General features: G+C 44.5%; 18 protein-coding genes. 4 read left to right on the plus strand and 14 right to left on the minus strand.

All coding sequences use genetic code 11. From position 1 onward, the window contains the following. Positions 1-22: 22 nt before the first annotated feature. Positions 23-967: a LysR family transcriptional regulator gene (locus CXF82_RS04575; RefSeq protein WP_101093474.1), complete on the minus strand. Its 945-nt coding sequence runs from the start codon at positions 965-967 to the stop codon at positions 23-25. A gap of 296 nt (positions 968-1,263) precedes the next feature. Between CXF82_RS04575 and CXF82_RS04580 the strand changes: the two genes are divergently transcribed. From CXF82_RS04580 to CXF82_RS04595, 4 genes are all read left to right on the plus strand, one after another. Then, positions 1,264-2,343, plus strand: coding sequence for an efflux RND transporter periplasmic adaptor subunit (locus CXF82_RS04580; RefSeq protein ID WP_101093473.1), 1,080 nt, complete (start codon positions 1,264-1,266; stop codon positions 2,341-2,343). A gap of 59 nt (positions 2,344-2,402) precedes the next feature. Continuing rightward, positions 2,403-5,483: an efflux RND transporter permease subunit gene (locus tag CXF82_RS04585; protein WP_102043738.1), complete on the plus strand. Its 3,081-nt coding sequence runs from the start codon at positions 2,403-2,405 to the stop codon at positions 5,481-5,483. Between the two features lie 197 nt (positions 5,484-5,680). Further along, positions 5,681-6,073, plus strand: coding sequence for a hypothetical protein (locus tag CXF82_RS04590; RefSeq protein ID WP_101093471.1), 393 nt, complete (start codon positions 5,681-5,683; stop codon positions 6,071-6,073). Between the two features lie 70 nt (positions 6,074-6,143). Next, positions 6,144-6,488 (plus strand): DUF6677 family protein, encoded by a 345-nt coding sequence (locus CXF82_RS04595; protein WP_101093470.1) that lies wholly within the window; start codon positions 6,144-6,146, stop codon positions 6,486-6,488. Positions 6,489-6,590: 102 nt separating this feature from the next. Here the strand turns inward: CXF82_RS04595 and CXF82_RS04600 are convergent, their stop codons facing one another. The 13 genes from CXF82_RS04600 to caiT all read right to left on the minus strand — a co-directional run bounded on the left by CXF82_RS04600 (position 6,591) and on the right by caiT (position 25,706). Continuing rightward, entirely contained in the window at positions 6,591-6,905 is a 315-nt protein-coding gene (locus CXF82_RS04600; RefSeq protein WP_101093469.1) for a hypothetical protein, read from the minus strand. A gap of 135 nt (positions 6,906-7,040) precedes the next feature. Beyond that, on the minus strand, positions 7,041-7,475 hold the full coding sequence (locus tag CXF82_RS04605) for a hypothetical protein (protein ID WP_101093468.1): 435 nt from the start codon (positions 7,473-7,475) through the stop codon (positions 7,041-7,043). Between the two features lie 186 nt (positions 7,476-7,661). Continuing rightward, a complete protein-coding gene (locus CXF82_RS04610; protein WP_102043739.1) occupies positions 7,662-10,064 on the minus strand; it encodes a zinc-dependent metalloprotease in 2,403 nt (800 codons plus the stop codon). Between the two features lie 117 nt (positions 10,065-10,181). Next, entirely contained in the window at positions 10,182-13,886 is a 3,705-nt protein-coding gene (locus CXF82_RS04615; protein WP_102038857.1) for a response regulator, read from the minus strand. A gap of 713 nt (positions 13,887-14,599) precedes the next feature. Continuing rightward, entirely contained in the window at positions 14,600-15,496 is an 897-nt protein-coding gene (locus CXF82_RS04620; RefSeq protein WP_101093465.1) for a LysR substrate-binding domain-containing protein, read from the minus strand. Positions 15,497-15,958: 462 nt separating this feature from the next. Further along, positions 15,959-16,909, minus strand: coding sequence for an alpha/beta hydrolase (locus CXF82_RS04625; RefSeq protein ID WP_102038858.1), 951 nt, complete (start codon positions 16,907-16,909; stop codon positions 15,959-15,961). Positions 16,910-17,197: 288 nt separating this feature from the next. Further along, positions 17,198-17,788 (minus strand): carnitine operon protein CaiE, encoded by a 591-nt coding sequence (caiE, locus tag CXF82_RS04630; RefSeq protein ID WP_102038859.1) that lies wholly within the window; start codon positions 17,786-17,788, stop codon positions 17,198-17,200. Between the two features lie 278 nt (positions 17,789-18,066). Then, on the minus strand, positions 18,067-18,918 hold the full coding sequence (locus CXF82_RS04635; protein WP_101089893.1) for a MaoC/PaaZ C-terminal domain-containing protein: 852 nt from the start codon (positions 18,916-18,918) through the stop codon (positions 18,067-18,069). Positions 18,919-19,034: 116 nt separating this feature from the next. Next, a complete protein-coding gene (caiD, locus tag CXF82_RS04640; protein ID WP_101089892.1) occupies positions 19,035-19,820 on the minus strand; it encodes a crotonobetainyl-CoA hydratase in 786 nt (261 codons plus the stop codon). 145 nt (positions 19,821-19,965) lie between these two features. Continuing rightward, the gene (gene caiC, locus CXF82_RS04645) at positions 19,966-21,519 is read right to left on the minus strand and encodes a crotonobetaine/carnitine-CoA ligase (RefSeq protein WP_102043740.1); all 1,554 of its coding nucleotides are present in this window, start codon (positions 21,517-21,519) and stop codon (positions 19,966-19,968) included. A 10-nt stretch (positions 21,520-21,529) separates the two neighbouring features. Further along, complete coding sequence (gene caiB / locus CXF82_RS04650) at positions 21,530-22,756, minus strand: L-carnitine CoA-transferase (RefSeq protein ID WP_102038861.1); 1,227 nt, start codon at positions 22,754-22,756, stop codon at positions 21,530-21,532. A 212-nt stretch (positions 22,757-22,968) separates the two neighbouring features. After that, complete coding sequence (gene caiA / locus CXF82_RS04655) at positions 22,969-24,105, minus strand: crotonobetainyl-CoA dehydrogenase (protein ID WP_101089889.1); 1,137 nt, start codon at positions 24,103-24,105, stop codon at positions 22,969-22,971. 56 nt (positions 24,106-24,161) lie between these two features. After that, positions 24,162-25,706 carry an L-carnitine/gamma-butyrobetaine antiporter gene (gene caiT / locus CXF82_RS04660; RefSeq protein ID WP_101089888.1) on the minus strand — a complete coding sequence of 515 codons (1,545 nt, stop codon included), beginning with the start codon at positions 25,704-25,706 and terminating at the stop codon, positions 24,162-24,164. Positions 25,707-26,441 lie beyond the last annotated feature (735 nt).

The following is a 26,441-nucleotide window of genomic DNA, read 5'->3' on the forward strand; positions in this document are numbered from 1 at the left end:
TACTCTACATCTTCAAACGGTCTTAAATCCAGGACTTGATAGCACCGCGTAATCTCTCTTCCCTGCCACAACCCTTACCTGAATTACAACGCTTGAGTGCCGCCATCATATGATCGATAAATCGCTGACTGGCTAAGCTAATAAAACGTCTTGAGGGATATACCAAGTAGCACTTACCTATATAGGGCGCTACATCTTCAAACAACATGGTGAGTTCACCACGTTCGACATAATCACGCGTCACTTCTATCGGGAGGAAGGCGATCCCACGGCCGGCTAAGCTCGCTTCTAAACAGAGTTGAAGGCTATTTAGGCACAGGTTGCCTTTGACGGCTATTTTCATATCATTGCCGAAGGGAACTTCATTAAAAATTCGGCCGTTAGGGTAACGGAAAAGAATGGAGTTATGCTTCTCTAGATCTTCGGGAAGCAAGGGTGTGCCTGCCTTTGCCAAATAGTCGGGACTGGCGACGAAATGTAATTCTTCGGTGAGCACTTCCCGAGCCACCATCTCACTTTCGTTAAAGGCGTCTTCAATCATGAAAGCGAGATCGATATTATTACGGATCATATCCTGCGGTTCAGTACTCACAATCAGCTCAACGGTAAGCTCAGGGTTATGATCCATAAATTCGAAGATACCACTGGCAATATCGAGCAACTCAGGCACTGGGAACATAAGAATGCGTAAGTGGCCTCCAATCTCGGCTTCCGTATCAGTCAGCTCCACCATTGTCTGCTCAAGTTCGCCAAGAATAGATAAGGTCTTATCGTAGAAATGACTCCCCGACGCCGTTAATGTCATAGAGCGACTCTGACGATGAAACAATTTCACATGCAGATCCTCTTCTAAGCTCTGCAAGCGGCGACTCACGGTCGATTTAGGCAGGTTCAACAGATCTGCCGCATCCACTAAACTGCCTGTTTCTACGATACGATGAAACAAGGCAATATCTTCAGTTTTCATACTCTCTCACTACAAATTCGCGGCACATTCACGGCACACTCTACAGGGGCTGTACAGCGTCACGCTGGGCGAATAGCTCAAGTAAATAACTTAAGTAAAAGCGCAGCCGACAAGCACATTTGATCAGTAACATCTTTAACAGCAAAGATCATGCACACGATTAGCATTTACAATCAAGGTTAAATAGTCTCACTTTATGGAACTCACACTCCCATTCATTCCCGTTTTGTTCAAAATTAGATACTGTTATCTTAGCCGTCATTAATACTATTTGTCGCACTTATGGAATTCGGTTTATGAAGCACCTCCCCCAAACATTCATCCTTGTTATGATCGCAGCCATATTCTCGGGCTGCAGCGCAGAATCAACTGAAGCTGCACCGCAATCAATAAGGCCCGTGAAGTTATTGGAAGTCACCGATATTAATGCCGCTTCTATTCGTGTTTTCCCTGCTAAAGTGGCCGCGACTAAGCAGGCCGACTTGAGCTTTCGCGTCTCTGGTCAGTTAATTGATTTTAATTTGGTCGAAGGTCTACAGGTAAAAAAGGGGGCGACTCTGGCTCAATTAGATGACAGAGATGCCCGCAACACTTTGCTTAATCGGGAAGCGGATCATGAGTTGGCTACCGCCGATTATAAACGTAAGGGCGAATTACTTCGCCGTCAGCTGATCTCACCTGCCGATTACGATCTTGCTAAGGCGCAATTAAAGTCAGCCACCGCTGCCCTTGCTAATGCCCGAGATCAGTTAAGTTACACCCGCTTACTCGCACCTTATGACGGCACAGTGGCTAAAATTTCTATCGACAATTACCAGATGATCCAAGCCAATCAGTCAGTGTTAGTGTTGCAGAAAAATCATCATATTGATGTCGTCATTCAGGTGCCTGAATCAATGGCGAATAAAGCTATCGCATTTAATCCCAATGCCAAGTTTCAGCCACAGGTGCGCTTTAGCACTCAATTGGATAAAAGCTATCAGGTCAGCTTGAAAGAGCATGCGACCCAAGTCACCCCTGGCACCCAGAGCTATGAAGTGGTCTATACCCTACCCAATCCGACGAACATCAACATCCTTCCCGGTATGAGCGCCGAGCTAACATTGGACCTATCACTGGGCAATGAACTCAGCAAAACCGTGGTGCCAGCAAGTGCAGTGATGAAGCGCGATCAAGATGGCGAGAACATCATCTGGCTCTACCATGCTGATACTGGCAGTGTGACGCCACAAATTGTCACCCTCGGCCGTGTCACTACCCATGGCATTGAAATTTTAGAGGGACTAAGCCTAGGCGATCAACTTGTGGTCGCTGGAGTGCAATACCTATCAGCCGAACAAAGCGTTAAACCACTGCGTTGGCAGCGTGGCGTATAACCCCTGATGACACTGGAATTAGCTTTTATGTTTCTCTTTCGCCTGCAAGGATTTAATCTGTGAATTTTGCTCAATATTCAATCGAACATAAAGTCATTAGCTGGATGTTCGCCCTATTACTGCTCGTGGGGGGCAGTATTTCATTTCTTGGCTTAGGTCAGCTCGAATTTCCGGAATTCACTCTTAAACAAGCACTTGTGGTTACCGCTTACCCCGGCGCCTCACCCGAGCAGGTAGAGGAAGAGGTCACCTTAGTCCTTGAAGATGCCATACAGCAACTCGATGCCGTCAAGCACATAACGTCGGTCAACAGTGCGGGCTTATCTCAGATTGAAGTGGAAATTGAAGAGCATTACGGGGCAGATGAACTGCCGCAAGTATGGGATGAACTTCGCCGTAAGGTGAATGACAACATAGCCTTGTTACCCCCCGGGGTCGCGACCCCTGCGGTTATTGATGATTTTGGCGATGTGTATGGCATTTTGCTCAACATCACTGGCGATGGCTACACCAGCCGAGAACTGCAAAATTATGCTGATTTTCTCAGGCGTGAACTAGTACTGGTCGATGGGGTTAAAAAGGTCAATATTGCCGGTGATATTACTGAGCAGGTGGTGGTCGAAATTTCACCACAGAAGCTCAATGCACTCGGTCTGGACCAAGACTATATTTATAGTCTGATCAATAGCCAAAATGTGGTGTCCAATGCCGGCAGCATCCGTGTCGGCGATAACCGTATCCGTTTACACCCTACTGGCGAATTTAATCACGTTAAACAGATGGAACGCTTGCTGATTAGCGCACCAGGCAGCACTAAGCTCATCTATTTAGGTGATATTGCTAAGATCTATAAAGCCAACGATGAAACGCCAAGTACGCTCTATCATGGTAACGGTGAGTCTGCGTTATCGGTGGGCATTGCATTTTCTAGCGGCGTCAATGTTGTTGATGTGGGTGAGGCCATTAACCAAAGATTGGGCGAACTGGATAACCAACGTCCTATCGGTATTGAACTCTTTAAGGTCTATGACCAGAGCAAGATGGTCGACCAAACGGTCAGTGGGTTCTTAATCAATTTGGCAGAGTCGATTGCCATCGTGATCGGTGTGCTGCTGATATTTATGGGAGTACGTGCTGGTCTGCTAATGGGCTTGGTATTGTTACTGACCATATTAGGCACCTTTATCATGATGAGTGTGCTCAACATTGAGCTGCAGATCATCTCTCTCGGGGCATTGATCATTGCGTTAGGTATGTTGGTCGATAACGCCATCGTGGTTACCGAAGGCATTCTCATCGGCATTAAGCGGGGTTACAGTCGCTTAGAAACCGCGAAACAAGTCGTCAAGCAAAGCCAATGGCCACTGCTTGGCGCGACGGTGATTGCTATTCTCGCCTTCGCACCCATCGGCTTATCTGACACTGCCACGGGTGAATTCTGCGTCTCTTTATTTCAAGTCTTACTGATCTCTTTGTTTATCAGTTGGATCACCGCGATGACATTGACGCCGTTTTTCTGTCATCTAATGTTCAAAGACGGTGTCGTCAGCGATGATGAAAACGATGATCCTTATAAGGGTTGGGTATTTCAGATATACCGTAGCAGCTTAAATACGGCGATGCGCTTTCGCTCTGTGACCATACTGTTGGTTATTACAGCGCTGATAGCCTCAGTCATGGGCTTCGGACATGTGAAAAACGTGTTTTTCCCAGCCTCAAACACGCCAATGTTCTTTGTTGATGTGTGGATGCCAGAGGGCACCGATATTAAGGCAACCGAACACTTACTCGGCCGTATCGAACAAGACTTGATGCAACAGCAACAGCGCCATGATATCGGTCTAGTCAACTTAACCAGTGTTATCGGTCAAGGTGCACAACGATTTGTGCTCTCCTATGCGCCAGAGAAAGGCTATAGCGCTTACGGTCAACTGCTGATAGAGATGACCGATCTTACTCGCTTGAATCAGTATATGCGCATCCTAGAACAGGAGTTAAGCCTTAAATACCCAGAAGCGGAGTACCGCTTCAAGTATATGGAAAATGGCCCTAGCCCAGCCGCTAAGATTGAGGCGCGCTTCTATGGTGAAGATCCAAAAGTGCTGCGCCAACTCGCGACCCAAGCCGAAGCCATTTTAGAGGCAGAGCCTACGGCAGTTGGTGTGAGGCATAACTGGCGTAACCAGGTGACCTTAATCCGCCCGCAACTGGCCTTAGCACAAGCTCGTGAAACCGGGATCAGTAAACAAGATCTCGATAACTCCTTGCTGGTTAACTTCAGTGGCAAGCAGGTGGGGGTTTATCGTGAAAATAGCCACCTGTTGCCGATCATTGCCAGAGCTCCTGCAGAAGAGCGACTCGACGCCGACAGCTTGTGGAAACTGCAAGTTTGGAGCAGTGAAAACAACGTCTTTGTCCCTGTAAATCAAGTGGTCTCGGAGTTCACTACCGAGTGGGAAAACCCACTGATTATGCGCCGAGATAGAAAACGTATGCTGGCTGTCTATGCCGACCCCATCAATGGAACCGACGAGACCGCCGATTCCGTTTTCAGAAACATCAGAGCTGATATAGAAACCATTCCACTGCCCAGTGGCTATGAATTAGAGTGGGGCGGCGAATTTGAAACAGCCGGTGAAGCGCAAGTGTCGGTATTCAGCTCAATACCCATGGGTTATTTGGCCATGTTCTTAATCACAGTGTTGTTATTTAACTCTGTACGCCAGCCTTTGGTGATCTGGTTTACTGTGCCTCTCGCTTTGATTGGGGTGGTATCGGGCTTACTGATCTTTGATGCCCCTTTTAGCTTTATGGCACTGCTGGGCTTATTGAGCCTTACCGGTATGATCATTAAAAATGGCATTGTGTTGGTCGATCAAATCAACCTCGAACTCAGCGAAGGCAAAGAGGCCTATCAGGCAGTTGTAGACTCGTCGGTCAGCCGCGTACGCCCTGTGTTGATGGCAGCGATAACGACTATGCTGGGGATGGTGCCACTGCTATCCGATGCCTTTTTTGGCTCAATGGCCATTACCATCATCTTCGGACTAGGCTTTGCGTCAGTATTGACACTCATCGTACTGCCCGTCACTTATACCTTAATGTTTCGCATTCCTTATCCACATAAAAATGCGAAGTAAGGAGGTTACAACGCATTAAATTAACCCCGTAAATCAATTAAATTAGTACAACAAAAATGCTTCCCGGCAGCTCCGGCTTGACCCATAAATGGGCCAAGCCGGAATACTTTCTGATGTTTGATGAACAAAAGTTTACGAGTAATCGATCAACGAGGCTGTTAATGTAAACAGCTGTTGCTTACTATCATGGTCTGCTTATGAAGCCGCTAATATTCAGAATAATACCTTCCAAGCTGATAATCACCGCAGCATTGCTATCTATCCCCTGCTTATCAAGCGAAGCGATAGCCAATACAGCATTGGATGATAAACCCCAGTTGGAACAACAGAGTGAAGAGTATTCAATTGGCGTAATGGTAAAAGCGATAAATACTGCACTTGAAAATCCATCTAACGACTCATTAGAGATTATTACTCACTACGGCACCGACTCGCGTTATTATGTGATGATAAGAGGCTGGTTGGTACAGGTGCTTAGTGGCGTTCAAAGCCAATATTATGCCAGCCAAGATCGTCATACTCACAAAGCAGCATTAGCAGAAAAAATAGAATTTTTACAGCAAGCGTTACGACGTATAGATCTAGAATAAAGACGCCTGAACCCTCTTAAAAGGCCAGGAAAAGTTCTAAGACCACCTATTAAACCGAATGGGTATAACCATGAAAACCTCAACAAAAGCAGCCTTGTTATCGGCATTTATTTTTCCTGGTGCAGGCCATTTTTATTTAAAGCAGCGTGCGGTAGGCAATCTCATTTTAGTCACGACCATCGCCTCTTTATCCTACTTATGCTGGCATGCCTATCAACGAGCACAGTTAATATCGGAGCAGATCTTCAGTGGAGAAATTCCATTACAGCTTGATGCTATATACAGCGCAGTAACTCAAGCGCCTGTCGGCAATGAAGCGATTTGGATTAACCTTGCTACCGCTGGTTTTATAGTGACTTGGATTATTGGTATTGCAGATGCTTACCGTTTAGGCCGCCGCCAAGATAGTGACTAGCTGTTCGATATAGCCAAATTTGCCAACAAAAAAGGGTTACTCATTGAGTAACCCTTTTTTATTAACAATGCTGATTTCAACAAAGCAGAATCGCGGTCGCGATTACATGCATGACTCTTTAGCGGCATTCGTTTTAGAGAAATCATGTTGCGTTGTCGGCTGAGTATGCTGAATAATTTTTGACTTTGCATTTTTCGAAAAATCATAAGCGTTAGTCGCCGCTAACGTCTTTGAAAAATCATGCCGAGTCGAGCCACGCTGAATATTATTGGGTTGCGCTGCTGCGGCAATATTTTTAGAAAAATCGTAATCAGCACGTGCAGCTGATGTTTTAGAAAAATCTGGTCGTTCTGCCATTGCTGATGCAGAAAATAAAGTAACAATTACAGATAAGGCTACGCTGGTTAACATTTTCATATACAACTCCAATCTAATTTGCCTATTTCGTTAACAAACAGTCTAAGTTATTTACCTGTTTTAGAGAACAAAAAAAGGACAAGTTTTGCAATTTGATACATATAACATACAAAAAATTAAAACTATGTTAGACAACTATGTTATTGGAGGAGGATTAACTATATGAAGAGTAACTGTTTTTATCGGCCAAGGACTCTCAGAAATCTTTCCTTCGAGCTTGTCTTGTATGGGAAACAAATCAGTAAACAAATGTAAACCGATCGGACAATGTGCGTGAGTAGTGCAATGACCCGACGCTAAAACTTGGCACACATCGTCGCAATTAGCACCATAGATATAACGACTGTCAGACAAAAATCCATGTTCACCATATTGCGTTTCAATCGACGAAGCGATGTTTGAAAAGTTTATCAGTAAAGATGTTTTACCAGTATCAGCAAGACGTTGTTGGATCTGTATATCGCTTTTATCTAGGGTATGTAGTATATCAGGCAACGCCATCGCAGGGCTCAGCAGAAACTGCCCAACCAATGAGATGAGTAATACCCAATGTGTTAACCCTTTAATCATTTAATCATTTACCCTTGCTAGAAATTCAATCGTTAAGATCCGTGAATGCACAGTAGTAGACAGATGATCCGCCCAATAGTTTCCATTTATATTTTTATTAAAGACTGACAATCAGGCCTCCCGCGCCCAATAAAAAAGCGCTTAGTTATTCACTAAGCGCTTTGATGATTTTCAAGGCTATTACGCTTAAATAGGTGAACCTGGTGGCATAGGTAAAGGATGAGCAATAAGCTTAAGCTTAGGATCGTTCAAGCCCTTTTCAATGCCTTGTTGCAACCAAGCAAAGTGCGCTGCTTCGTAGGCACTGACACGTTTTACTTTGCGTTTAAGCTGCTTAACCATATAGCCTAAACGTTCGGCTAATTGAGCCTTCACTTCAGGTCGTGTTTTATCGTCATGGTATGCCGCTAATAACACATCAACAGTCACCGCATTGACTCGCATCCACACACCCAATTCAGGGCCTGTTGGCATATCGGCAAAAACCGTTTTAGCGAGCACTTTATCGGTCACTTTTGACACCGACCATTGCTCTTTATCGTTAAGATAAGCTTGGTTTATACGATTGATTCGCTCTGGCACAAAAATTTGTGATAGTGCATGCCGACTTAAGACTTCAGCCATTCCTAACGGATCCGCGACCACACCGAGTCCCGAATGGAAGCTTTCTCGAGTATTGCTATAGTTGCCCGCTTTAGGGACTAGCATCTCCTGCAGAGACTCAGAAATGGCTAACTCACTCGGCGCTAAGGTCGCTAAAATGGCCTGCAATGCTTGCTGCTGCAGTGCTGGGGCAAGGTAGTGCCATGATTTACCGTCCACTCCGTCACCATAAGTGTAATCTGTGCCCCCGATAAACTTAGCGGCGGCTGTGATTTGGAATCGCGTTAATAGGTAGATCGGCACAAAAGCATCACTAAGCTCACCTTTTGGCTGCTCCGCTAATAGTGCAGTGGCAGAGAAGTCTTGTATCGCTTTAGCGCGTACAGCACTTAAACGTGTCAATTCAGCCACTGGGTCGTTGCCGTTGTCCCACAGGCTGGCGTAAGCGTTACTGGCCCCCGCCCCTCTTGAATCGGCTTCACCAATATATCTAAGCCCTTGGCGCTCAACTTCTGCGCGCATATCCTTGAGTGCTGCTTTCTCTTGCGCTGGATCTGAGTATTCAGCGTAACCATAAGCAACGGTATATTTATCCCAAGCACCAATACCTTCATCATAAGGCTTAGTAATATCAATCTTGTCACCGTTAATCGTGACCATAGGATGTGGATAATCCATCACTGAGGCATTGTTATTGCTCGATGCGGCAAAGTTATGATCTAACCCTAACGTGTGGCCAACTTCATGGGCCGCAAGCTGTCTTATTCTTGCAAGTGACAACGCCATGGCGGCATCATCAGCCGCGGCTCTATCTTCCCAACCCGCAGTAAGACCTCGTGCAATAAGATGGTCTTGTCGTACTCGTTGGCTACCCAGTGTGACATGCCCTTTAATGATTTCACCCGAGCGAGGGTCGGTCACGGCTGAACCGTAAGACCAGCCACGCGTAGCGCGATGCACCCATTGAATAACGTTATAACGTACATCTTGTGGGTCGGCATCTTCTGGCAATAACTCAACTTTAAAGCCATTGATAAAACCAGCTTCAGTAAAGGCATCTTCCCACCAGCTTGCGCCCTCAAGGAGTGCTGAGCGAATAGGCTCTGGCACACCAGGATCGAGGTAATAAGTAATAGGTTTAACAACCTGACTTGGCGCTGCACCAGGGGTTACTTTCTCTAGTCGGTGGCGCAGCAGAAAACGTTGACGAATATCTTGATCGACACGGGTGCCGTAATCGAGATAATCATCAGATAAGTAACCGCTCATGGGGTGATAAGAACGCGCCTGATATTGCTCTTCAGGCAAAGCGATAAACGAGTAACGTAAACGCACTGACATATGTTTTGCATCAGGGGTTACCTGCGCAACATAGTTACCCTCTTTGGCACTGTTAAAAGTCAGTAATACATCCACATCACTATTACGCTCAAATGACTTAACCCCTTCAGGTAAAATCAAAGACTTCGTTTTGTCTAATTGGTAGCTACCCTGTTTAGTCTGCTCTAAGACATCGCTAATACCATGTAGATCGCTAACGACTAAGTCATTTATAGAGACTAAATTACGCTTACCTGTGACCAATTTTCCGCGCCATAAAACAGATTCAGCAAATGCCTCTTTTACTGCACGTTGCTCGGCAGCATTATCAGTGTCAGCTCGGTAAGCGGTATTGAGTTGTTTAAGAATAAGGTAAGGGCCATGGCGTTCAAACTGTACCATTCGGGTACGCCCTAACTGCCCTCTATCAAGACCGATATCATTGGAGCCAACCCCATGCGGTAAACTGGTGAGCAATAAAAAAGGTTGGTTGAGTTTGTTGGCTTCCATGTAGAGATCGCCAGATGCTTTCTCATAAAACAGATTAATGAAACCTGTGGCTGCTTGGCTTTTCTTAATGATCGTGTTGGTATTAGTAGCAGCATTCACACTGGTCAGTGGCATTGTCGCTAGGGCGATTGCCAGTGCAAGTTTGTAAGGTTTCATGGTCTCTCCTTGAGCCTTATTATTCGCTATTGTATCAATACAATAATCTTTATTATTTGTTAGCTTAATAAATAGGCTTGTACTATAGCAAGCCTATATGAAAAATTATCAAGCTAATCATGATTTTCGACCACATTCATTAATCCAATAACTGATGGTTTCAAATAACTCGTTGAGCACAATAGGTTTAGTGATATGTGCATTCATCCCTGCTGATAAACTCTTTTCTCTATCACCAGACATAGCGTGGGCCGTCATCGCGATAACGGGCAGCTCTGATGCAGGATAACGTTTACGCAGTTCTTTGGTGGCGGTTAAACCATCCATCACTGGCATCTGTATATCCATCAGAACAGCATCGTAGCTTGCCGCATCAATCATCTCTAAGGCGATTTGGCCATTTTCAGCCACATCTACCGTATAACCTGCACTCTTGAGCAGTTCAGTCGCAACCTGCTGATTAATAAAGTTATCTTCAACTAACAATATATAACCAGCATCTTTGTCTGATTCTTCTTCACTCGCCTCTGGTAGCGGATTTAGGCTTGGTTCGTCGGAGAATGCCGAGATTATTTCGTCAAACAAAGATGACGCTTTAAAGGGTTTTTGCAGCAATGCAAACACATTAGCACCTTCAATATCCTTATGCATCGGCTCCGCCGTATAGGCTGTCATCATGATGATCACAGGTCGCTTAGCCAACTTGCCTTCAGCCACCATGGCGTCGATCTCTTTAATCACCTCAATACCATCCATCTCGGGCATCATCCAATCAAGCAGCAGTAAATCGACCGGATTCTTGCTTAATTTATATAACCCTTCAGGGCCACTGGCGGCAGTATCAACAGAGAAGTGAAAATCTCGCATCACGCTTGAATAGATCTGCAACGCTGTCGGGTTATCGTCAATAACTAAGGTCTTCAAGCTGCCTACGGTTGCAGGCACCACAAATGGCAACACTTCCGCTTCTTCGGCAATCTCAAAGCTGATGGTGAAACTAAAGGTACTGCCTACCCCCATCTCACTTTCAACTTGCATGGTGCCACCCATCATTGACACTAAGTGCTTACTAATAGATAAGCCTAGTCCGGTCCCCCCGTACTTACGGGTGGTTGAACCATCAGCTTGGGCAAAGGCGTCAAACAAAATGGCTTGCTGCTCTTTACTAATCCCGATACCGGTATCACGTACCCAGAATTTAAGCGTAATGCGATGATCTCGCTCACCGACATCTTCACAGCCAAGCTCAATTTCACCTGACTGGGTGAACTTAACGGCGTTAGACAGCATGTTAATCAACACTTGCCCCAGACGCAGTGGATCGCCCTCAAGAATTAACCCCGCGGTGACCGGCGCATATAACAGTAGCTCGACACCCTTCTCTTGCGCTTTTAGCGCGTTAAGATCCAACGCATGGTCGAGCACCTTATCGAGTGGGAATGCGACCCGCTCTAGTTCAAGCTTACCGGCTTCAATCTTAGAAAAATCGAGAATGTCGTTGATGATCCGCAGCAATGAATGGGCTGAGAAACCGGCTTTTTCGAGGTAATCTTTCTGCTGAGCCGTTAGCGATGTGCGCTGCGCCAACTGCAACATACCAATAATCGCATTCATCGGTGTACGGATCTCGTGGCTCATGTTGGCCAAGAATTCACTCTTATAAAGGTTTGCCATTTCAGCGTCTTGCTTAGCTTCAAGCATGGCGCCTTCATTGCGCTTATGGCGGGTAATATCTTTATGGGTTCCGACCATACGCTTGGGTTGATTGGTCGCAGTAAACTCGACCACTCGACCACGCGATAGCAGCCAATGGTACTCACCATTTTTACCGAGCATTCTAAATTCAACATCATAAGTGCCCACGGGATTGCTCAGGTACTCATTACGATGTTCTTCTACCCGTAAACGGTCATCAGGGTGAATAAGTTCATCGATTGTAGAGACTAACGCAGGAAATTCATTACTCTTATAACCGAGCATTGAGTAATACGCTGGATTACAAATAATTTGCTCTGAATCTAGATACCAATCCCAGAGGCCATCCTCTACTGCGTCCATCGCAAGATGATAACGCTCTTCAGACAAACGTAACTGCTCAGCTGATTCATACTCGCGGGTAACATCACGCCATACTGCAATCAAACCTAACAGCTCATCCCGGCGGTTATAGAAGGGAATTTTTAACGTATCAAGCAGTACGGGTTTACCTGCCAGATCCACTTTTTCTTGGTAACGCAGTGGCACGCGATTGGCGAGGACGCGTTTATCTTCGGCGCGAATACGCACCGCTTGCTCGCTCGGGATGAGTGCATCAGCATACTGGCCTATGATCTCATTTTCGGTGTAACCAAGCATGCGCTCTGCAGATTTATTACAACCTAAATAACGACCCTCTTTATCTTTAAACACAATAGCTTCGGGGATCGAGTCCAGTAAGGAACGCAATAACGCATACTCTTGCTCACGTCGTTCAGTGGTCTCTTTGAGTCGCTCTGTACGCTGTGCAACTTGCTTGTCGAGTCGCCGGTTTTGTTCTGCTAGATGTCGGGTATATTGTTTGTTTTCTTCAAAAATCCGACTCACGAGCTGGAACCAGGGGGCCCAGCCTTCGGTGATCTTCTCCGGTGGCTTTATCGGCTCCGCCGAGCACTCTTCTAAGTGTGTGAGTAGCCGAGTGGCAGGGTTAACGAACGAGCGACGTGTCTGCCAATGCACAATCGTAACCAAAATGGATAACGCCATCACCACCAACACAAATGACAGTTCAAGTTTTTCCCATGAATCTTTAAACAGATCATCCACATCTTGCAGATACAGTAGTCGCCAAGGCGCATTATTTAACGCTACAGAGTGAATGTAATAGCCATTACGGATAATACCTTCATGGGCATCAAACAGTTCAGACTCTGGGATGGAGTGCAATTCAGAAGGGATCTTTTGGCTGATATGGTAAACCCGACTAAAGTCCGAGGTGTCGATATCGCTATGGGACAAAATATTATTGTCCTGATCCAGTAAAATTACTGTACCAGGCATTTTAAAATAGAGACGGATCTGCTTGGCTAATGAAGATAAGGTCATATCTAAGTTGATTGATCCGATAAACTCATCTTCGAGATAAATAGGCACGCCTAGAGTGGTTAGCAAGCCCTTTTCAGCAGGCTCAACATAGGCCGGACTCCATGCAATACTGCGCTGCGGATTCATCGCTGGGGTGACTAACTGGAACTGTTTTTTATTGAGCAGTTCATCGCGAAAACGTTGATCATCCGATGGCCAAGGATAATAGGACATTATTCGACGTTTAGAGATGTAATAGATGGATGAGGCTTTGGGCGCGGCTTGCGTCGCAACAGGGAATGACAGCGATAACTCAAACAGCATTTCCAGTTCTTGATAGAACTTATCGCTGCGGCCGTTAAGAGAACCCGCACCGGTTATCCGCCCCATGCTGGTAAACGGTTCACCACTGTGGGCATAACTCGGTTCCAGTGTAAAAAACTGACCACTTTCGTTAAATTTTTCATACTGGGGTAAGCGGTCTTTACGCACCAGTTCACCCAACCTTAAATGGTCAATGGCGACATTACGCAAACTCTTTACCGCTCTAATACTCGATTCAAGCAACAGATCGATTTGTAGCACATGACGCTCAACAAGCTCTTCACGTTGCTCCATCACTTGTGTTTTTTGTCTTTCAAAAAAGAACCAAGCAGTCACCAAGGCCATGATAATTACACCGATGTAAGTGTAAAAAACTGCCCTACTATAATTTTTTTGTATCTGTGACTTTAGCTGAGGAGCCGGATCAGTCGGTTTCATTTACAACCCTTGGTAATGCTCAATCGAAATGTGTAATCGTGAGTGCCAATGCCTAAACAACGTTTATCTTGGCATGCTGGCCAATAGTATCAGGAAGATAGCTGATTGGAATACTCTATATTAGCCTAAAATGTAATTAATCAAACAAAAAAATGCCTATGCATATGAGTAAATTCCCAGCCTACACTTGCTGTATAAATCACGACGAGGAGTGAAGATTTAGATGGGATGTCTCGAACACATTTATTGAACGGCAACGCCCATTTTTCTCTGACATTGATAGCCTAAATCATTTAAAGAAAATGATATGGCCTGATCGTTTTATTTATCCTACGAGTAATTGTAGCTATTGATATCAACTGACAACACGTAATATTTATAAATGCAGCAATTGCCATAAAAAAACAATAAATAACAGTCGCTAAATGACTCCACGGCAGCCGTATTTCTTTTACAAAGGGTTTTGGCCTATCTCGTTTTAGCATTAGAAAAGTAATATTTCTACATTGAGAATGCACAAAATGATTGAGGTAAATTGGCAAAAGTACCTTTGATATAAGGCTGAGAACGGCTATGGAACATAAACATAGCTAATGGAGACTTTCTGGTGTGACAGAAATTGATGCTCTTCAGGTGCGTGGAAGAAAAAGGTACGAGATTTATCACTGTCCAAGTGATGGACAGTGTTTGGTATAAAACAAAGCTTCGCGGTATTACTTACTACTACCCACACGAGGATATTTGTCACAGATCCAATCAACGATTTTCATGATCCTTGCATCGCGCTGCTTCGATGCTTTATAGGCTATCGAATAATTAAAACCTGAATAACATGAAGGAAGATCTAATTTAACCAGGTTGCCCGAATCGATTTCAACCTTCAAGGTTTGTTCAACCCCCAGTACAACACCTTCTCCATATATCGCAGCTTGAACCGCTAGCATATTATGATTAAACACTAACTTCTTCTGAACGGAACTCATTTCGATACCGTTATCCCTGAACCAGCTATCCCAGTCCAGACCATAATCTTTATGTTTGGAAAATAACAAACAGTGATCATGTAAATTTTGCGACGTAATTTTTTTCGACTTTTCAAGATATTCAGGACTACAAAATGCAATAAGCGTCTCTTTAATAAGCGGCTTAAACACATAACCATCTTGCGACTCTCGAGTTACGATAAATATATCGGCAATCATATCGCTCATTTCGATGTCATTTTGAAACATGCCGACGTTAATATTCAACTCAGGATATTCCCTTCTCAACTTCTCCATATTTGGAACCAGCCATCTGGCCGCGAGAGAAGTATAGGAGTGCACCCTGACCTCACCAGACATCGTTGGAACCAGACTGGCACAGACACTATTCAAGTCATAGAAAACCGGAGACAGTCTCTGCCTCAGTTCAAGGCCTGCTTCAGTTAAGTTGATTTTTCCTGAATTCCGATAAAATAGCTTTTCTAAGAAGTAGTCTTCCAGCTGTTTAATCTGCTGCGATACAGCACTTTGAGTAATACTCAATTCATTAGCAGCAAGAGAGCAACTTTCTAATCTTGCGCAGGACTCAAAAATCTGAAGTGCTCTTAACGGAATATTATTATTCATAATTAACTAAATATCGAAAACCTTACAGGAGGTTATCATAAGATTTTACTTAAAAAATGTAATGACGCGCACAATAAAGTGTTACTCCATAGTTAAATGGAACGGGTTTTTTTAATAATAAGACTGGGATCACAAACACTACCTATAACGTGAACACTAAATATAAAAATAAATTTCAGTGCAATTTTAAAATATAACGACAATGATAATAAAAATCAAACAATAAGAATAAAGCCACTATAAATCAAAAGCTTAACCTTGAACAAAATATTTACCATCAACTATTGTCAAAATAACGCATACATCTTGGGTGTTTTTATTAAAATAAAACATTCATCAATATTTAAATTTTTCATTTGGTTAACAATCGTTCGTGAAAACACCCCGTAGAATTAAACAGGGCATTAATCAAATACACTTGTTCGAGAAGATTAGACAAAGTCTAATATACTGGTAATTAGACTATCCCAATATAACACTGAGATCTTGGCTGACTTCATCGAGAAATTCATCGGCTTGATCAAACACACCCAACATTTTTATGAAACCGTGAATGACGCCGCCATACATCTTATGTTTTACCAGCACACCGCATGCCTGAAGTTTTTGTGCATAATGACAGCCATCATCGCATAAGGGATCATACTCGGCGGTATAGATCAATGTCGGTGGTAACCCACTGTGGTCGGCAGCATCGAGGGGCGAGCAATAGGGATTTTTGGCATCGGTTTCGCTGCGTACATAGTGATTCCAGTAATATTTCATACTGGCTTGCTGGAGCAAATAACCTTCGGCATTGGCGACAGCCGAAGGCGTATGCCACCCGTACTGCACTGCTGGGTAAACCAATACCTGATATGCCAGCTTAGGTCCATTTTCATCACGCAGACGTAAACACACAGCAGCAGCAAGATTACCGCCCGCACTGTCACCTAAAATACCAATTCTATTCGCATCCAAGCCAAGTTGAGATGCATACTCAAAAACCCATTGTGTCGAGGCATAACAATCATCCATAGGGATAGGAAACTTGTGCTCCGGTGCCTTCTGGTAATTAATGGCAATGACAACAGCCCCAGTGCGATTAGCCAACGCTCGACTAAATGAATCATTGGTTTCGATGTTAGATACAACCCAACCACTGCCATGAATAAAGATAAGCCCAGGCTGCAACTCTCCCGTGTCTTCAACGCCTTCAGGACGATAGATACGAATGGGTAGGTCGGCCGTTGGCCCCGGAATAAAGCGATGTTCAACCGCAGAAACGCTTTCTGGTTTACGGCTTGGTGTTGCCGTGGCTAATGCGGTTAGATCGTCACGTCTGGACTGTGCCGGCGTCATATCCTCATAAGCTGGAGCACCCGAGTCACGCACCTTTTGCAAAAACTGTTCAACTTTTGGGTCGAGCGGCATAATCCTCTCCTTATCTCTAATGTATTCAATTGAAATTAGTATCTTATTCAAATGACATGTCCGCGCATTGGTAACATTTACATGTCGCCTAGATTCTTACCTAAACAATAAAAAGGTATGCCGCCTGGCCATCACTAACAGCTACAGAATCAAACAATGTGGGGATTGAAAATCATCAACTGACTCTGTTGAAATAGAACACTCCTCAGGCAGCATAAAAAATGTGACGCTTCGATAAGCGTATAACCTTGCTCAAATAAGCCAGAGTTAAAACCAGCCAAATTGACACTAACTTTTCGGCTGTACCTCGGTAGATCCTATTAAACGTGGACGATTAGCCTCAACCTGAGTCAACGGCTCGACCTCCTGCATCGATCTCGACGAGCGACCCGCTAATAGCTGATACTCTAAGGTATTGAGCCCTTTCCAATGCAAATCTTGCTCAGATACCTGCCGAATGACCTTAGCTGGCGAGCCAACCAGCAGTTGCCGCGGTTCGCCTTGAAAACTTCCTTTTACAAAGCTCATTGCACCAACAATACTGTCACACCCAATCACGGCACCATCCATCACCACCGCGTTCATGCCGACGAGGGCATTTCGCTTAATCACACAACCATGCAAAATGGCGCCATGACCGATATGACCGTCCTGCTCAACCACGGTATCCATACCAGCATAACCGTGCATGATGCAGCCATCTTGCAGATTGGAACCTTGCTCTAAAATCAGCCGACCATAATCACCACGCAACGATGCAGTTGGCCCAATATAGACATCTGCACCGACGATTACATCACCGATTAATACTGCAGTCGGGTGGACATAGGCACTGGGATCTACCACTGGCACTAAGCCTTCAAATTCATAACAGGGCATTACAATTACTCGCTCTATTTACTATCCATTTTATCAGCAACTTAAGCCTTTCAAGAACATAACAGGCCATACAAGTGACTCTCTTACATTGTGTAAGAAATTAGCGGTTAACTCTCTGCCTCAATAGACCCAAAAAATTAACGGATAATGTCTCTAATACCGACCCGATAACAGTGTGGTGAGCACTGAATATAAAGGTGCCATCGATATTCTTGGGAGCATTGCGCTCACCGAAAAACATGAACCGAGCGACTTTCCGCTCGGTAGCTCTATCTCGACTATTGCCACTCTACGAGGCCAAAGTTCAGATAGACCATCTCAGGATCGTTGGCATCCACCATTTTGAAGTGAATACAGTTATCGTCCCATCTCCAGATTTGGGTTTTCACTGTGCTGCCCGGATACAATGATTTGGTGAGACGGGTTTTAAAACGCGTCAGACGTTCAGGTTTGCCGGGAAACATGGCCTGAATAATGTGACAACAGGCAACACCAGCTGTGCTCACTCCATGCAGGTTTGGCTTAGGGTGACCAAATTCCTGAGCATACTCCCAGTCGACATGTTGGGGATGATCGTCACCAGATAGTCGGTAAATAAGCGCCTGGTTAAGTGGAATTGCTTGTTCAATTTCAAAATCAGGTGCTCGTTCAGGCATCTCAACGATATCTCTGGGCGCCTTAGGTCCACCGAAGCCACCGTCATAGAGGGCACAATCCCAGCTCTCGTTAGTAAAGAGTTTTGTACCAGCTTCATCGAAGGTTTCGCCGATATGTTGAGCGAGGCAGCCACGGCCTTCACCTCGATCAAACAGGCCTTTTAGCAACACTGTAGTGCTCAATTTCCCCGGACAGGTGGGTAATGGCTGATGAATATGGAGATCAAATCCCCAATGCAGAGATCCACCCCACTGGAAACCATAATCTATAGTCTTGGTCACCTCGGCGTCGACAATTTGTATTGCCGCAAACATAGGTAATACTTTTAAATTCTTTTCATACACATAATCTAAATCTGTTTTACCGTCACTTCCTGCACCACAACCCAGTGCAAACAACATGACATCTTTTTGTGTATATTCATTGATGAAGGGGCCGTATATTTGTCCCTGCATCTCTAATTTTAACGCCATTCGAAACTCCTTTTACAAACCAAGAAACACAACGCCTGACGGGCTATTTGAACTAATAACAGTGGGATCGGGATCACCTGATCCCACCGATTTATTTAAGGCTATTAATCGAAAGATTATCGGCCTTTCCAAACAGGGTCACGCTTCTCAGAAAAAGCGAGAGGTCCCTCTGATGCATCTTCTGAACGCAATACTGACGGATAATTTTTCAAGGTTGCGGTGCGGATATGACGATAGCCTTCTTCAACTGATAGCTCAGCCGTTTCGCGATATATTTCTTTAATTGCGGCAATGGCCAAAGGTGCGCCCTGAGCAATTTGCAGAGCCAATTCACGCGCGGTCTCCATCAGTTTATCGCTTTCAACCACGCGGTTAACGACGCCCCAACGAAGTGCTTCTTCGGCGCCCATACCACGGCCAGTCATCATCAACTCATTGACAATTGCAGGCGGTAACAATTTAGGCAGACGTAGCATTCCGCCGCTGTCAGGCACAATACCGAGTTTGGCTTCAGGCAAAGCAAAACTGGCATTCTCAGAACAAACAATCATGTCTGCCGCAAGCGCAAGTTCAAAACCACCACCGAATGCATAACCGTTTACCGCTGCGATGACAGGCTTGTCTAGATCAAAAATCTCGGTTAAACCCGCAAATCCACCCGGGCCAAAATCAGCATCTGGTGCTTCACCTTCGGCCGCGGCTTTCAGATCCCAACCAGCAGAGAAGAAACGTGCACCAGCACCGGTAATAATGGCGACGCGCAGTTCTGGGTCTTCACGAAATGCCAGGAAGGCTTCTCCCATCTCAAAACTGGTTTTGGCGTCAATGGCATTCGCCTTGGGTCTGTCCAAGGTAATTTCTAAAATACTGCCATTTCGGACGATGTGTAATGATTCGCTCATACTAATACTCCATTAGGAGTCATCAAAGATGACTCTCATTAAAAGATTAATTCAGTTATTGGATTTAATTAATTGGGTTTAATTAATTGGGTTTAATTAATTCGATATAATTCACTTTATTTAGCTGGAATTATTAAAACAAAGGTCATGCAAGAAGTTTCTTGTCTACTTTACAAGTACACGTTCTTGGGAAGAACTCTCTTATTTCAACAATAGATGGAACTTTAAACTTAGCCATATTTTCAGAACAATAATTGAGTATATTATCGACACTCAATGACTCGCCCTCATTAAAAATAACGAAGGCTTTTACTGCTTCATCACGGATATGATCCGGAACACCGATAACCGCAGCATCGAGGATATAGGGATGAGACATCAGAACTTTTTCAATTTCACTACTTGAAATATTCTCTCCAGAGCGTTTAATCATATTTGTCTTTCTATCGACAAAATAAAATAATCCCCTTTCATCGACATATCCTTTATCTCCGGTGTAGAGCCAACCGTCAGCAGTCAAGACCTGTGCTGTCGCTTCTGGATCCTTATAGTACCCCTTGAGTATGGTTCTCCCGGGAACCCCTTTGACTCGCAGATCGCCAACAACATTTGGCGCAACTTCATCGCCATTAGCATCGGTGATCTTAGCGTCATAGGAAAGACCCGGTCTGCCGATGGACGGCCAGTGACGTTCTTCACCTGGCGTGTCACCGATTAAACCGACTAAGGTCTCAGTCATACCATAGGAATTAAACAACTCAATCTTGAATCGTCTTTCGAAATCTGACTTTTCCTGATCTGAAATGTGCATAAAAAACAACATGTCACGAAGACAATGCTCGCGTTCATGGGGCATGACCGGCTGCAACATTAAAGTCCGAACTATCATCGGCATACTGTGGGTGATAGTGGCCTTATAATCGCAAACCTGCTTCCAAAACTTACGTGCACTGTACTTCTCAAGCATGACTAAACGCGCACCAACAGTAAACGCAGCCATAGCCGCATTGCACTGAAAGTCGATATGAAAGCTGGGCATCATCGTTAAATAGATGTCATCAGATCTCAAGTTTGTTTGCCAGGCTGTGTAATAACCCGCGAACAGAAGATTACAGTGAGTGATCTCCACTCCCTTAGGCCTGGAGGTTGTGCCAGAGGTACATAAAATTTCGACCACATCATCACTGCTTAATGGCACCATCTTGTCTAACTGACTAGATTGTTGGCTCATAAGCTTATCGAAATTAATCGCATTCGAAATATCTGTACTTATCGACCTTGCCACTAAGATATTAGTGACTAAATTATCGTCATCCTGCGCTATTCTTTTAAAAGTAGGCAGAAACTCCTCTTCAATAACCACCGCTTTTACATCACATTTATTAATGATGTAATTACACTCTCCATATACATATTGCGTATTAAGAGGAACGATAACAGCGCCAATTTTTGCTAACCCAAACCAACAGAATATAAATTGAGGGCTGTTATATAACTGTACAGCGACTTTATCCCCCTTATTAATACCTAACTGAAGGAATAAGTTTGCTGCCTTGTTAATTTCGTCATTCAGTGCACTATAAGTAAACTCTCGGACATCGCCAGCAGCATCCTCAAAAACTAATGCTGTGTTATCACTATATTTACGCGCACGCTCTTCCCACATGCATCTGATTGTTTTGCTACCAACGATATCCATTATCAATGCCTCACTTACTACCAGAGACTTTGGCCAAGCCTTTTTCACTTAAATTTTGAATTTCTTCATCCGAATAACCAATATCACTCAAGATATTCGCAGTATCCATACCGTGTTTCGGCATTCCGCGCCATATCTGACCAGGATTATTCTTGAATTTAGGCATCACGTTTGGCCCTTTGCAGGTCTTGCCATCAATGTTTTGCCACTCGGTAATAGACTCACGCGCCACATACTGTGGGTTAGTCTCGAGCTCAGGAACCGTCAACACCTTAGCGCTGGCGACTTTCAGCTCGGCAAATCTTGCTAACGCCTCTTCAATAGTGCGAGTCGCGAGATAGGCATCCAGACTATCTTCAACCTGCTGACCGAAAGGACATTCAACGCGATGGATCAGCTGAGTTCCTGCAGGGATCTCCTCTGTGCCAAATAGATGAGAAATATTCATATCCTTGAACATCTCTTCAATCTGCATTGCACCGACCAGCTCCATAACGATGTAGCCGTCCTTACAGGTGTACAGACCACAACCGGCATAATAAGGATCTTTACCTTTGGTCATACGCGGGCACATCTCACCACCGTTGAAGTGATCCATCATGAAGTACTGACCCATACGCAACATCACTTCATACATGGCGATGTCGATACTTTCGCCGACACCGGTTTCACGAACACGGTATAAGGCCGCCAAGGCTGAAGTGGTCGCTGTCATGCCTGAGAAGTAGTCAGCCGTATAAGGGAAAGCCGGCATAGGCTGGTCCTTGTCCCCGTTCTGGATAAGGTAGCCACTGAACGCCTGAGCAATCGTGTTGTAAGCAGGAAGGTTAGTATACTCATCGGTGCCGTACTGGCCGAAACCTGACAGATGAGCAACAACCAATTTCTTGTTATGCTGCCACAAAACTTCGTCTGTGATACCGCGACGAGCGAAGGCGGGTCCTTTACTCGCTTCAATGAAGATATCAGTCGTTTCCATCAATTTTAGAAACGCATCCCGACCTTCATCTTTAAAGATGTTCAGAGACAAGGCATGCAGATTACGACGAGACAGCTCTGGATAGTTAGGCTGTACACGTATGGTGTCTGCATAAGCCACATTCTCAATCCAAATGACTTCAGCGCCCCACTCGGCAAGCATCTGGCCGGCAAAAGGCCCTGCGATTTCAATACCGGAAAATACAACTCGAACCCCTGCTAGCGGGCCGAACGTAGGAGTGGTTAATTTCTTTGACATATTACCCTTCTCTTTTATATTCAAACAAAGACTCTGCACGACGATACGTCGGCAATCTCTAATAAAGACTCAAACGGATTTGAAGATAAGGCGTACTGAACCTTGAAAACGTGATGACGATAAATGCGCGTTTTCGGGAACTAGGCAAGTATTTAAATGGCCTCCACAATGGTTTGTGGAGGCCTTGCCGTACGGATTAAACCCAGCGACAGTTACTTATATTGCTTCAACACAGAACGACCTAAGGTCAGAATTTGCATCTCATCTGAACCGCCAGACACTCTGTCGACACGAATGTCACGCCACATACGGCTGATACGATGCTCACCGGCAATAGCGTAACCACCCAGAACCTGCATGGCAGAATCGATGACTTCAAAGCCCGCATTTGCGCAGTAGAATTTGCACATTGCCGAGTCACCCGAAGTCATGACGCCGTTATCACATTTCCAAGCTGCTTCATAAACCATGTTTTTCATGCTGTTAAGCTTGATAGCCATATGAGCAAACTTCTCTTGGATCAGCTGGTATCGACCAATAGCCTCACCGAATTGCACACGTTGATTGGCATATTTAGCCGCATCTTCGAATGCACAGTACGCTGCACCATAGTTGGTCAGTGCAACGAGGAAACGTTCAGAATCGAACTCCTCCTTAACACGAAGGAAGCCATTGCCTTCCTCACCAAACATGTCTGACTCTTCGAGTTCAAGTTCGTCAAACTGCAACTCACAGCAGCTGTCCATTTTTAGCCCAAGCTTTGGCAGTTTGCCTAGCTTGATCCCAGGTTTTGACATATCGACAAACCACTCGGTGAAGATTGGCTTTTCTGAATCGGCATCTTTAGCCATCACCACGATGTAAGGCGTACCTGCCGCACTCGTGATAAAGCACTTACTACCAGTCAGATAAATTTTGCCATCCTTTCTTTTATAAGTGGTAAGCAAGCTACCCACGTCAGAACCGGCACTAGGCTCAGTAATCGCCGAGTTCCACATCTGCTTACCGGTGCCACGAAATGCCATGATCTTATCGATCTGAGCTTGGTTACCGTGTCTCAGTACAGTAGCAATACCTGGCAGCTGGTAAAGAACGTAAGTGGGAGCACCCAATCTTCCGAGTTCTTCCCAAATAGCGGTCAGAGTTACCATGCCTTCATTGAATCCATCGTACTCTTCAGGAAGCAACAAACTGTCGATCCCCATATCGGCTAACTCTTTGACAAACCTTTCAGGGTACTGACTGTTTTCGTCACACTCTGCGAAGTAGTTTTCCCAGTTCTCCTTCGCCATTAAGTCGCGAATACCAGAAACAAATAACTCTTGCTCGTCGTTTAATTTAAAATCCATCGTATATTCCTATAAATTGCTATTACTTGGCTAAAGAGCAGGCTTGTAGGCCAACACTAAGAGCTCCATTTGTTTTTACGAGCATCTTTCAAGAAAGAGATAATAATCATGACATTGACGATAATCAGCGGCGCACCACCGGCAATAATTGCCGTCTGTAGAGGCTTAAGTCCGCCCAGTGACAACAACACGATACCGATAACACCTACAAGTACAGACCAACCCACACGCACCCACACTGGTGGCTCGTTATCAGCATCGACTCCCTTACAGGTAGACATCGCCAACGTGTAAGAACAGGCGTTGATCAGGGTGACCGTTGCGAGGAAACATAAGATGAAGAAGCCCCACATGGTAATCGTGCTATACGGTAGTGCAGCCCAGGTTTCGATGATCGCTCTGGCAGCACCATGTTCAGAAATTAGCTGAGGCATGTTGATGATATTTTCATTCATCAAGTTCATGGTGTTACTGCCCAGAATGGTCCAAAGGAACCAAGTAGAAGCCGTCAAACCACCCACCATTGTCAGACAAAGCTCTCGTACTTTACGACCACGAGAGATCTTAGCCAGGAAGATACACATCTGAATGCCATACACTACCCACCAAGCCCAATAGAACACGGTCCAATCTTGCGGGAAGCTGCCTTCACTGATTGAACTGGTATAGAAGAGCATGCGAGGCAGTAGGTCCAACATGACACCGACTGACTCAGTGAAGTAGTTAACCGTGAAGCTGGTGGCGCCGATAAGGAACACCCAAACAAGCATGATGATACTTAGGTAGCTACGCAGATCACTGGCAAGCTTAACGCCCTTCTGTAGACCGAAGGCGACACACACAGCGTTAAAGATAATCCATGAAGAGATAACGATTGTATCGACTGCCGGGGTACGAGGAATGCCGAACAACCATTGGATACACTCAGTCACTAGAGGTGTAGCCAGACCTAGGCTGGTACCCATAGCAAGGATCAAGGCGACCACATAGATGTTATCGATACAAGTACCAATAATCCCCTTATGATGTTTACCTAGAATCGGCTCTAAGGTGCCACTGGGACGAACTACATCCATTTTCTTAACGAACAGGAAGTAACCCAAAGCAACGGTAAAGAAGCCGTAACCCATCCAAGGCAGAGGTCCCCAATGGAAGAGACTATAAGCAAGTCCTAACTCTTTTGCTGGAACCGACAGTGCTTCGAGATCGAAGGGAGGATAAGTTACATAGTAATAGACTTCTAACGACCCCCAGAACAACACTGCTGCCGATGTACAGGAAGCAAACATTAGGAAGATCCAACTTCCGGTACTGAATTCAGGTGTTTCCTGACCTAAGCGATTGTTTGCATAGGGTCCCCAGACCAGCCAAGCCCAACCCGCTGCCATTGCGATCATGTACCATTCAAACGCCCAACCCCATGTGTGGGTCAAATAGTGAAATACATCCTTAATTACCAAATTAGCTGCGTCCAGATCTCTTACAGTCAAGTAAGAAAGCAATATGACGATAAGCAATGAAGGAAAAAATATTTTCGGGTCAATAGTGACCTTCCTCTTTTTTACTTCGGTGATATCTACATCCATCGTTTTTTCATTCATCTTAATACATCTCCCTCTTATATTTAGGAGGATAATAGTGAAGGTTTCGAAGTTATTTCAATCTGTATACTTATCAGACCTAGTATTAGCTTATAGCTAGGAAGATTACCCCCGGCTATTAACGCTAACTATTAAGAATGGTTGGAGACGCAAATTAAAATAACTTAACACACCTTTTTCATTTTCTTACCCACTGACCACAACGTTGATTTATTAATTAACACTGCTTGGTTGACGACAGAATAATGCATTCCTTAACTTTCTTATTCAGTGATCGTTATCACGATCATTTGAAATAGAAAGAAAACGGAAAAAATCACTTTTAAAATAGTGTTATTCCCATCACAAAACAGGGGCTAAAAATGAAGTTTAAAAGTGGGTTAACGCAACAACAAATTAATAAAAAACGAAAGAACCAATGGAATCAAACACTCAAAATAAAGATGCATACCGTTGTTTTCATTCACCTTTATCACGTGCGCATATTGTAAGCCCGAAAAAGACATAGCCAAAAAACAAAGCGAGAATCGGCAAAACCTATTACTCAAAATAGTATTTCTAATAGTGATATTAGTACGGCTAAAACCCTTTATTAGTAGAGCTAACATTACTATTAGAAATACTGAGAAATACAATAAAACCATTAATAACCAACGCTATTAGCAGAGCTAATATTGTTATTACACCAGCTAAAAACCCTTGTATTTAAAGAGCTAAGACACCTATTAAATGAGA

The organism is Shewanella sp. GutDb-MelDb (assembly GCF_002836075.1).
Taxonomy (GTDB): domain Bacteria; phylum Pseudomonadota; class Gammaproteobacteria; order Enterobacterales; family Shewanellaceae; genus Shewanella.

Coding starts and splice junctions, on each gene's coding strand:
- CXF82_RS04575 (WP_101093474.1), bottom strand. CDS start 967: ATGAAAACTGAAGATATTGCCTTGTTTCATCGTATCGTAGAAACAGGC.
- CXF82_RS04580 (WP_101093473.1), top strand. CDS start 1,264: ATGAAGCACCTCCCCCAAACATTCATCCTTGTTATGATCGCAGCCATA.
- CXF82_RS04590 (WP_101093471.1), top strand. CDS start 5,681: ATGAAGCCGCTAATATTCAGAATAATACCTTCCAAGCTGATAATCACC.
- CXF82_RS04595 (WP_101093470.1), top strand. CDS start 6,144: ATGAAAACCTCAACAAAAGCAGCCTTGTTATCGGCATTTATTTTTCCT.
- CXF82_RS04600 (WP_101093469.1), bottom strand. CDS start 6,905: ATGAAAATGTTAACCAGCGTAGCCTTATCTGTAATTGTTACTTTATTT.
- CXF82_RS04605 (WP_101093468.1), bottom strand. CDS start 7,475: ATGATTAAAGGGTTAACACATTGGGTATTACTCATCTCATTGGTTGGG.
- CXF82_RS04610 (WP_102043739.1), bottom strand. CDS start 10,064: ATGAAACCTTACAAACTTGCACTGGCAATCGCCCTAGCGACAATGCCA.
- CXF82_RS04615 (WP_102038857.1), bottom strand. CDS start 13,886: ATGAAACCGACTGATCCGGCTCCTCAGCTAAAGTCACAGATACAAAAA.
- CXF82_RS04620 (WP_101093465.1), bottom strand. CDS start 15,496: ATGAATAATAATATTCCGTTAAGAGCACTTCAGATTTTTGAGTCCTGC.
- CXF82_RS04625 (WP_102038858.1), bottom strand. CDS start 16,909: ATGCCGCTCGACCCAAAAGTTGAACAGTTTTTGCAAAAGGTGCGTGAC.
- caiE (WP_102038859.1), bottom strand. CDS start 17,788: ATGCCCTGTTATGAATTTGAAGGCTTAGTGCCAGTGGTAGATCCCAGT.
- CXF82_RS04635 (WP_101089893.1), bottom strand. CDS start 18,918: ATGGCGTTAAAATTAGAGATGCAGGGACAAATATACGGCCCCTTCATC.
- caiD (WP_101089892.1), bottom strand. CDS start 19,820: ATGAGCGAATCATTACACATCGTCCGAAATGGCAGTATTTTAGAAATT.
- caiC (WP_102043740.1), bottom strand. CDS start 21,519: ATGGATATCGTTGGTAGCAAAACAATCAGATGCATGTGGGAAGAGCGT.
- caiB (WP_102038861.1), bottom strand. CDS start 22,756: ATGTCAAAGAAATTAACCACTCCTACGTTCGGCCCGCTAGCAGGGGTT.
- caiA (WP_101089889.1), bottom strand. CDS start 24,105: ATGGATTTTAAATTAAACGACGAGCAAGAGTTATTTGTTTCTGGTATT.
- caiT (WP_101089888.1), bottom strand. CDS start 25,706: ATGAATGAAAAAACGATGGATGTAGATATCACCGAAGTAAAAAAGAGG.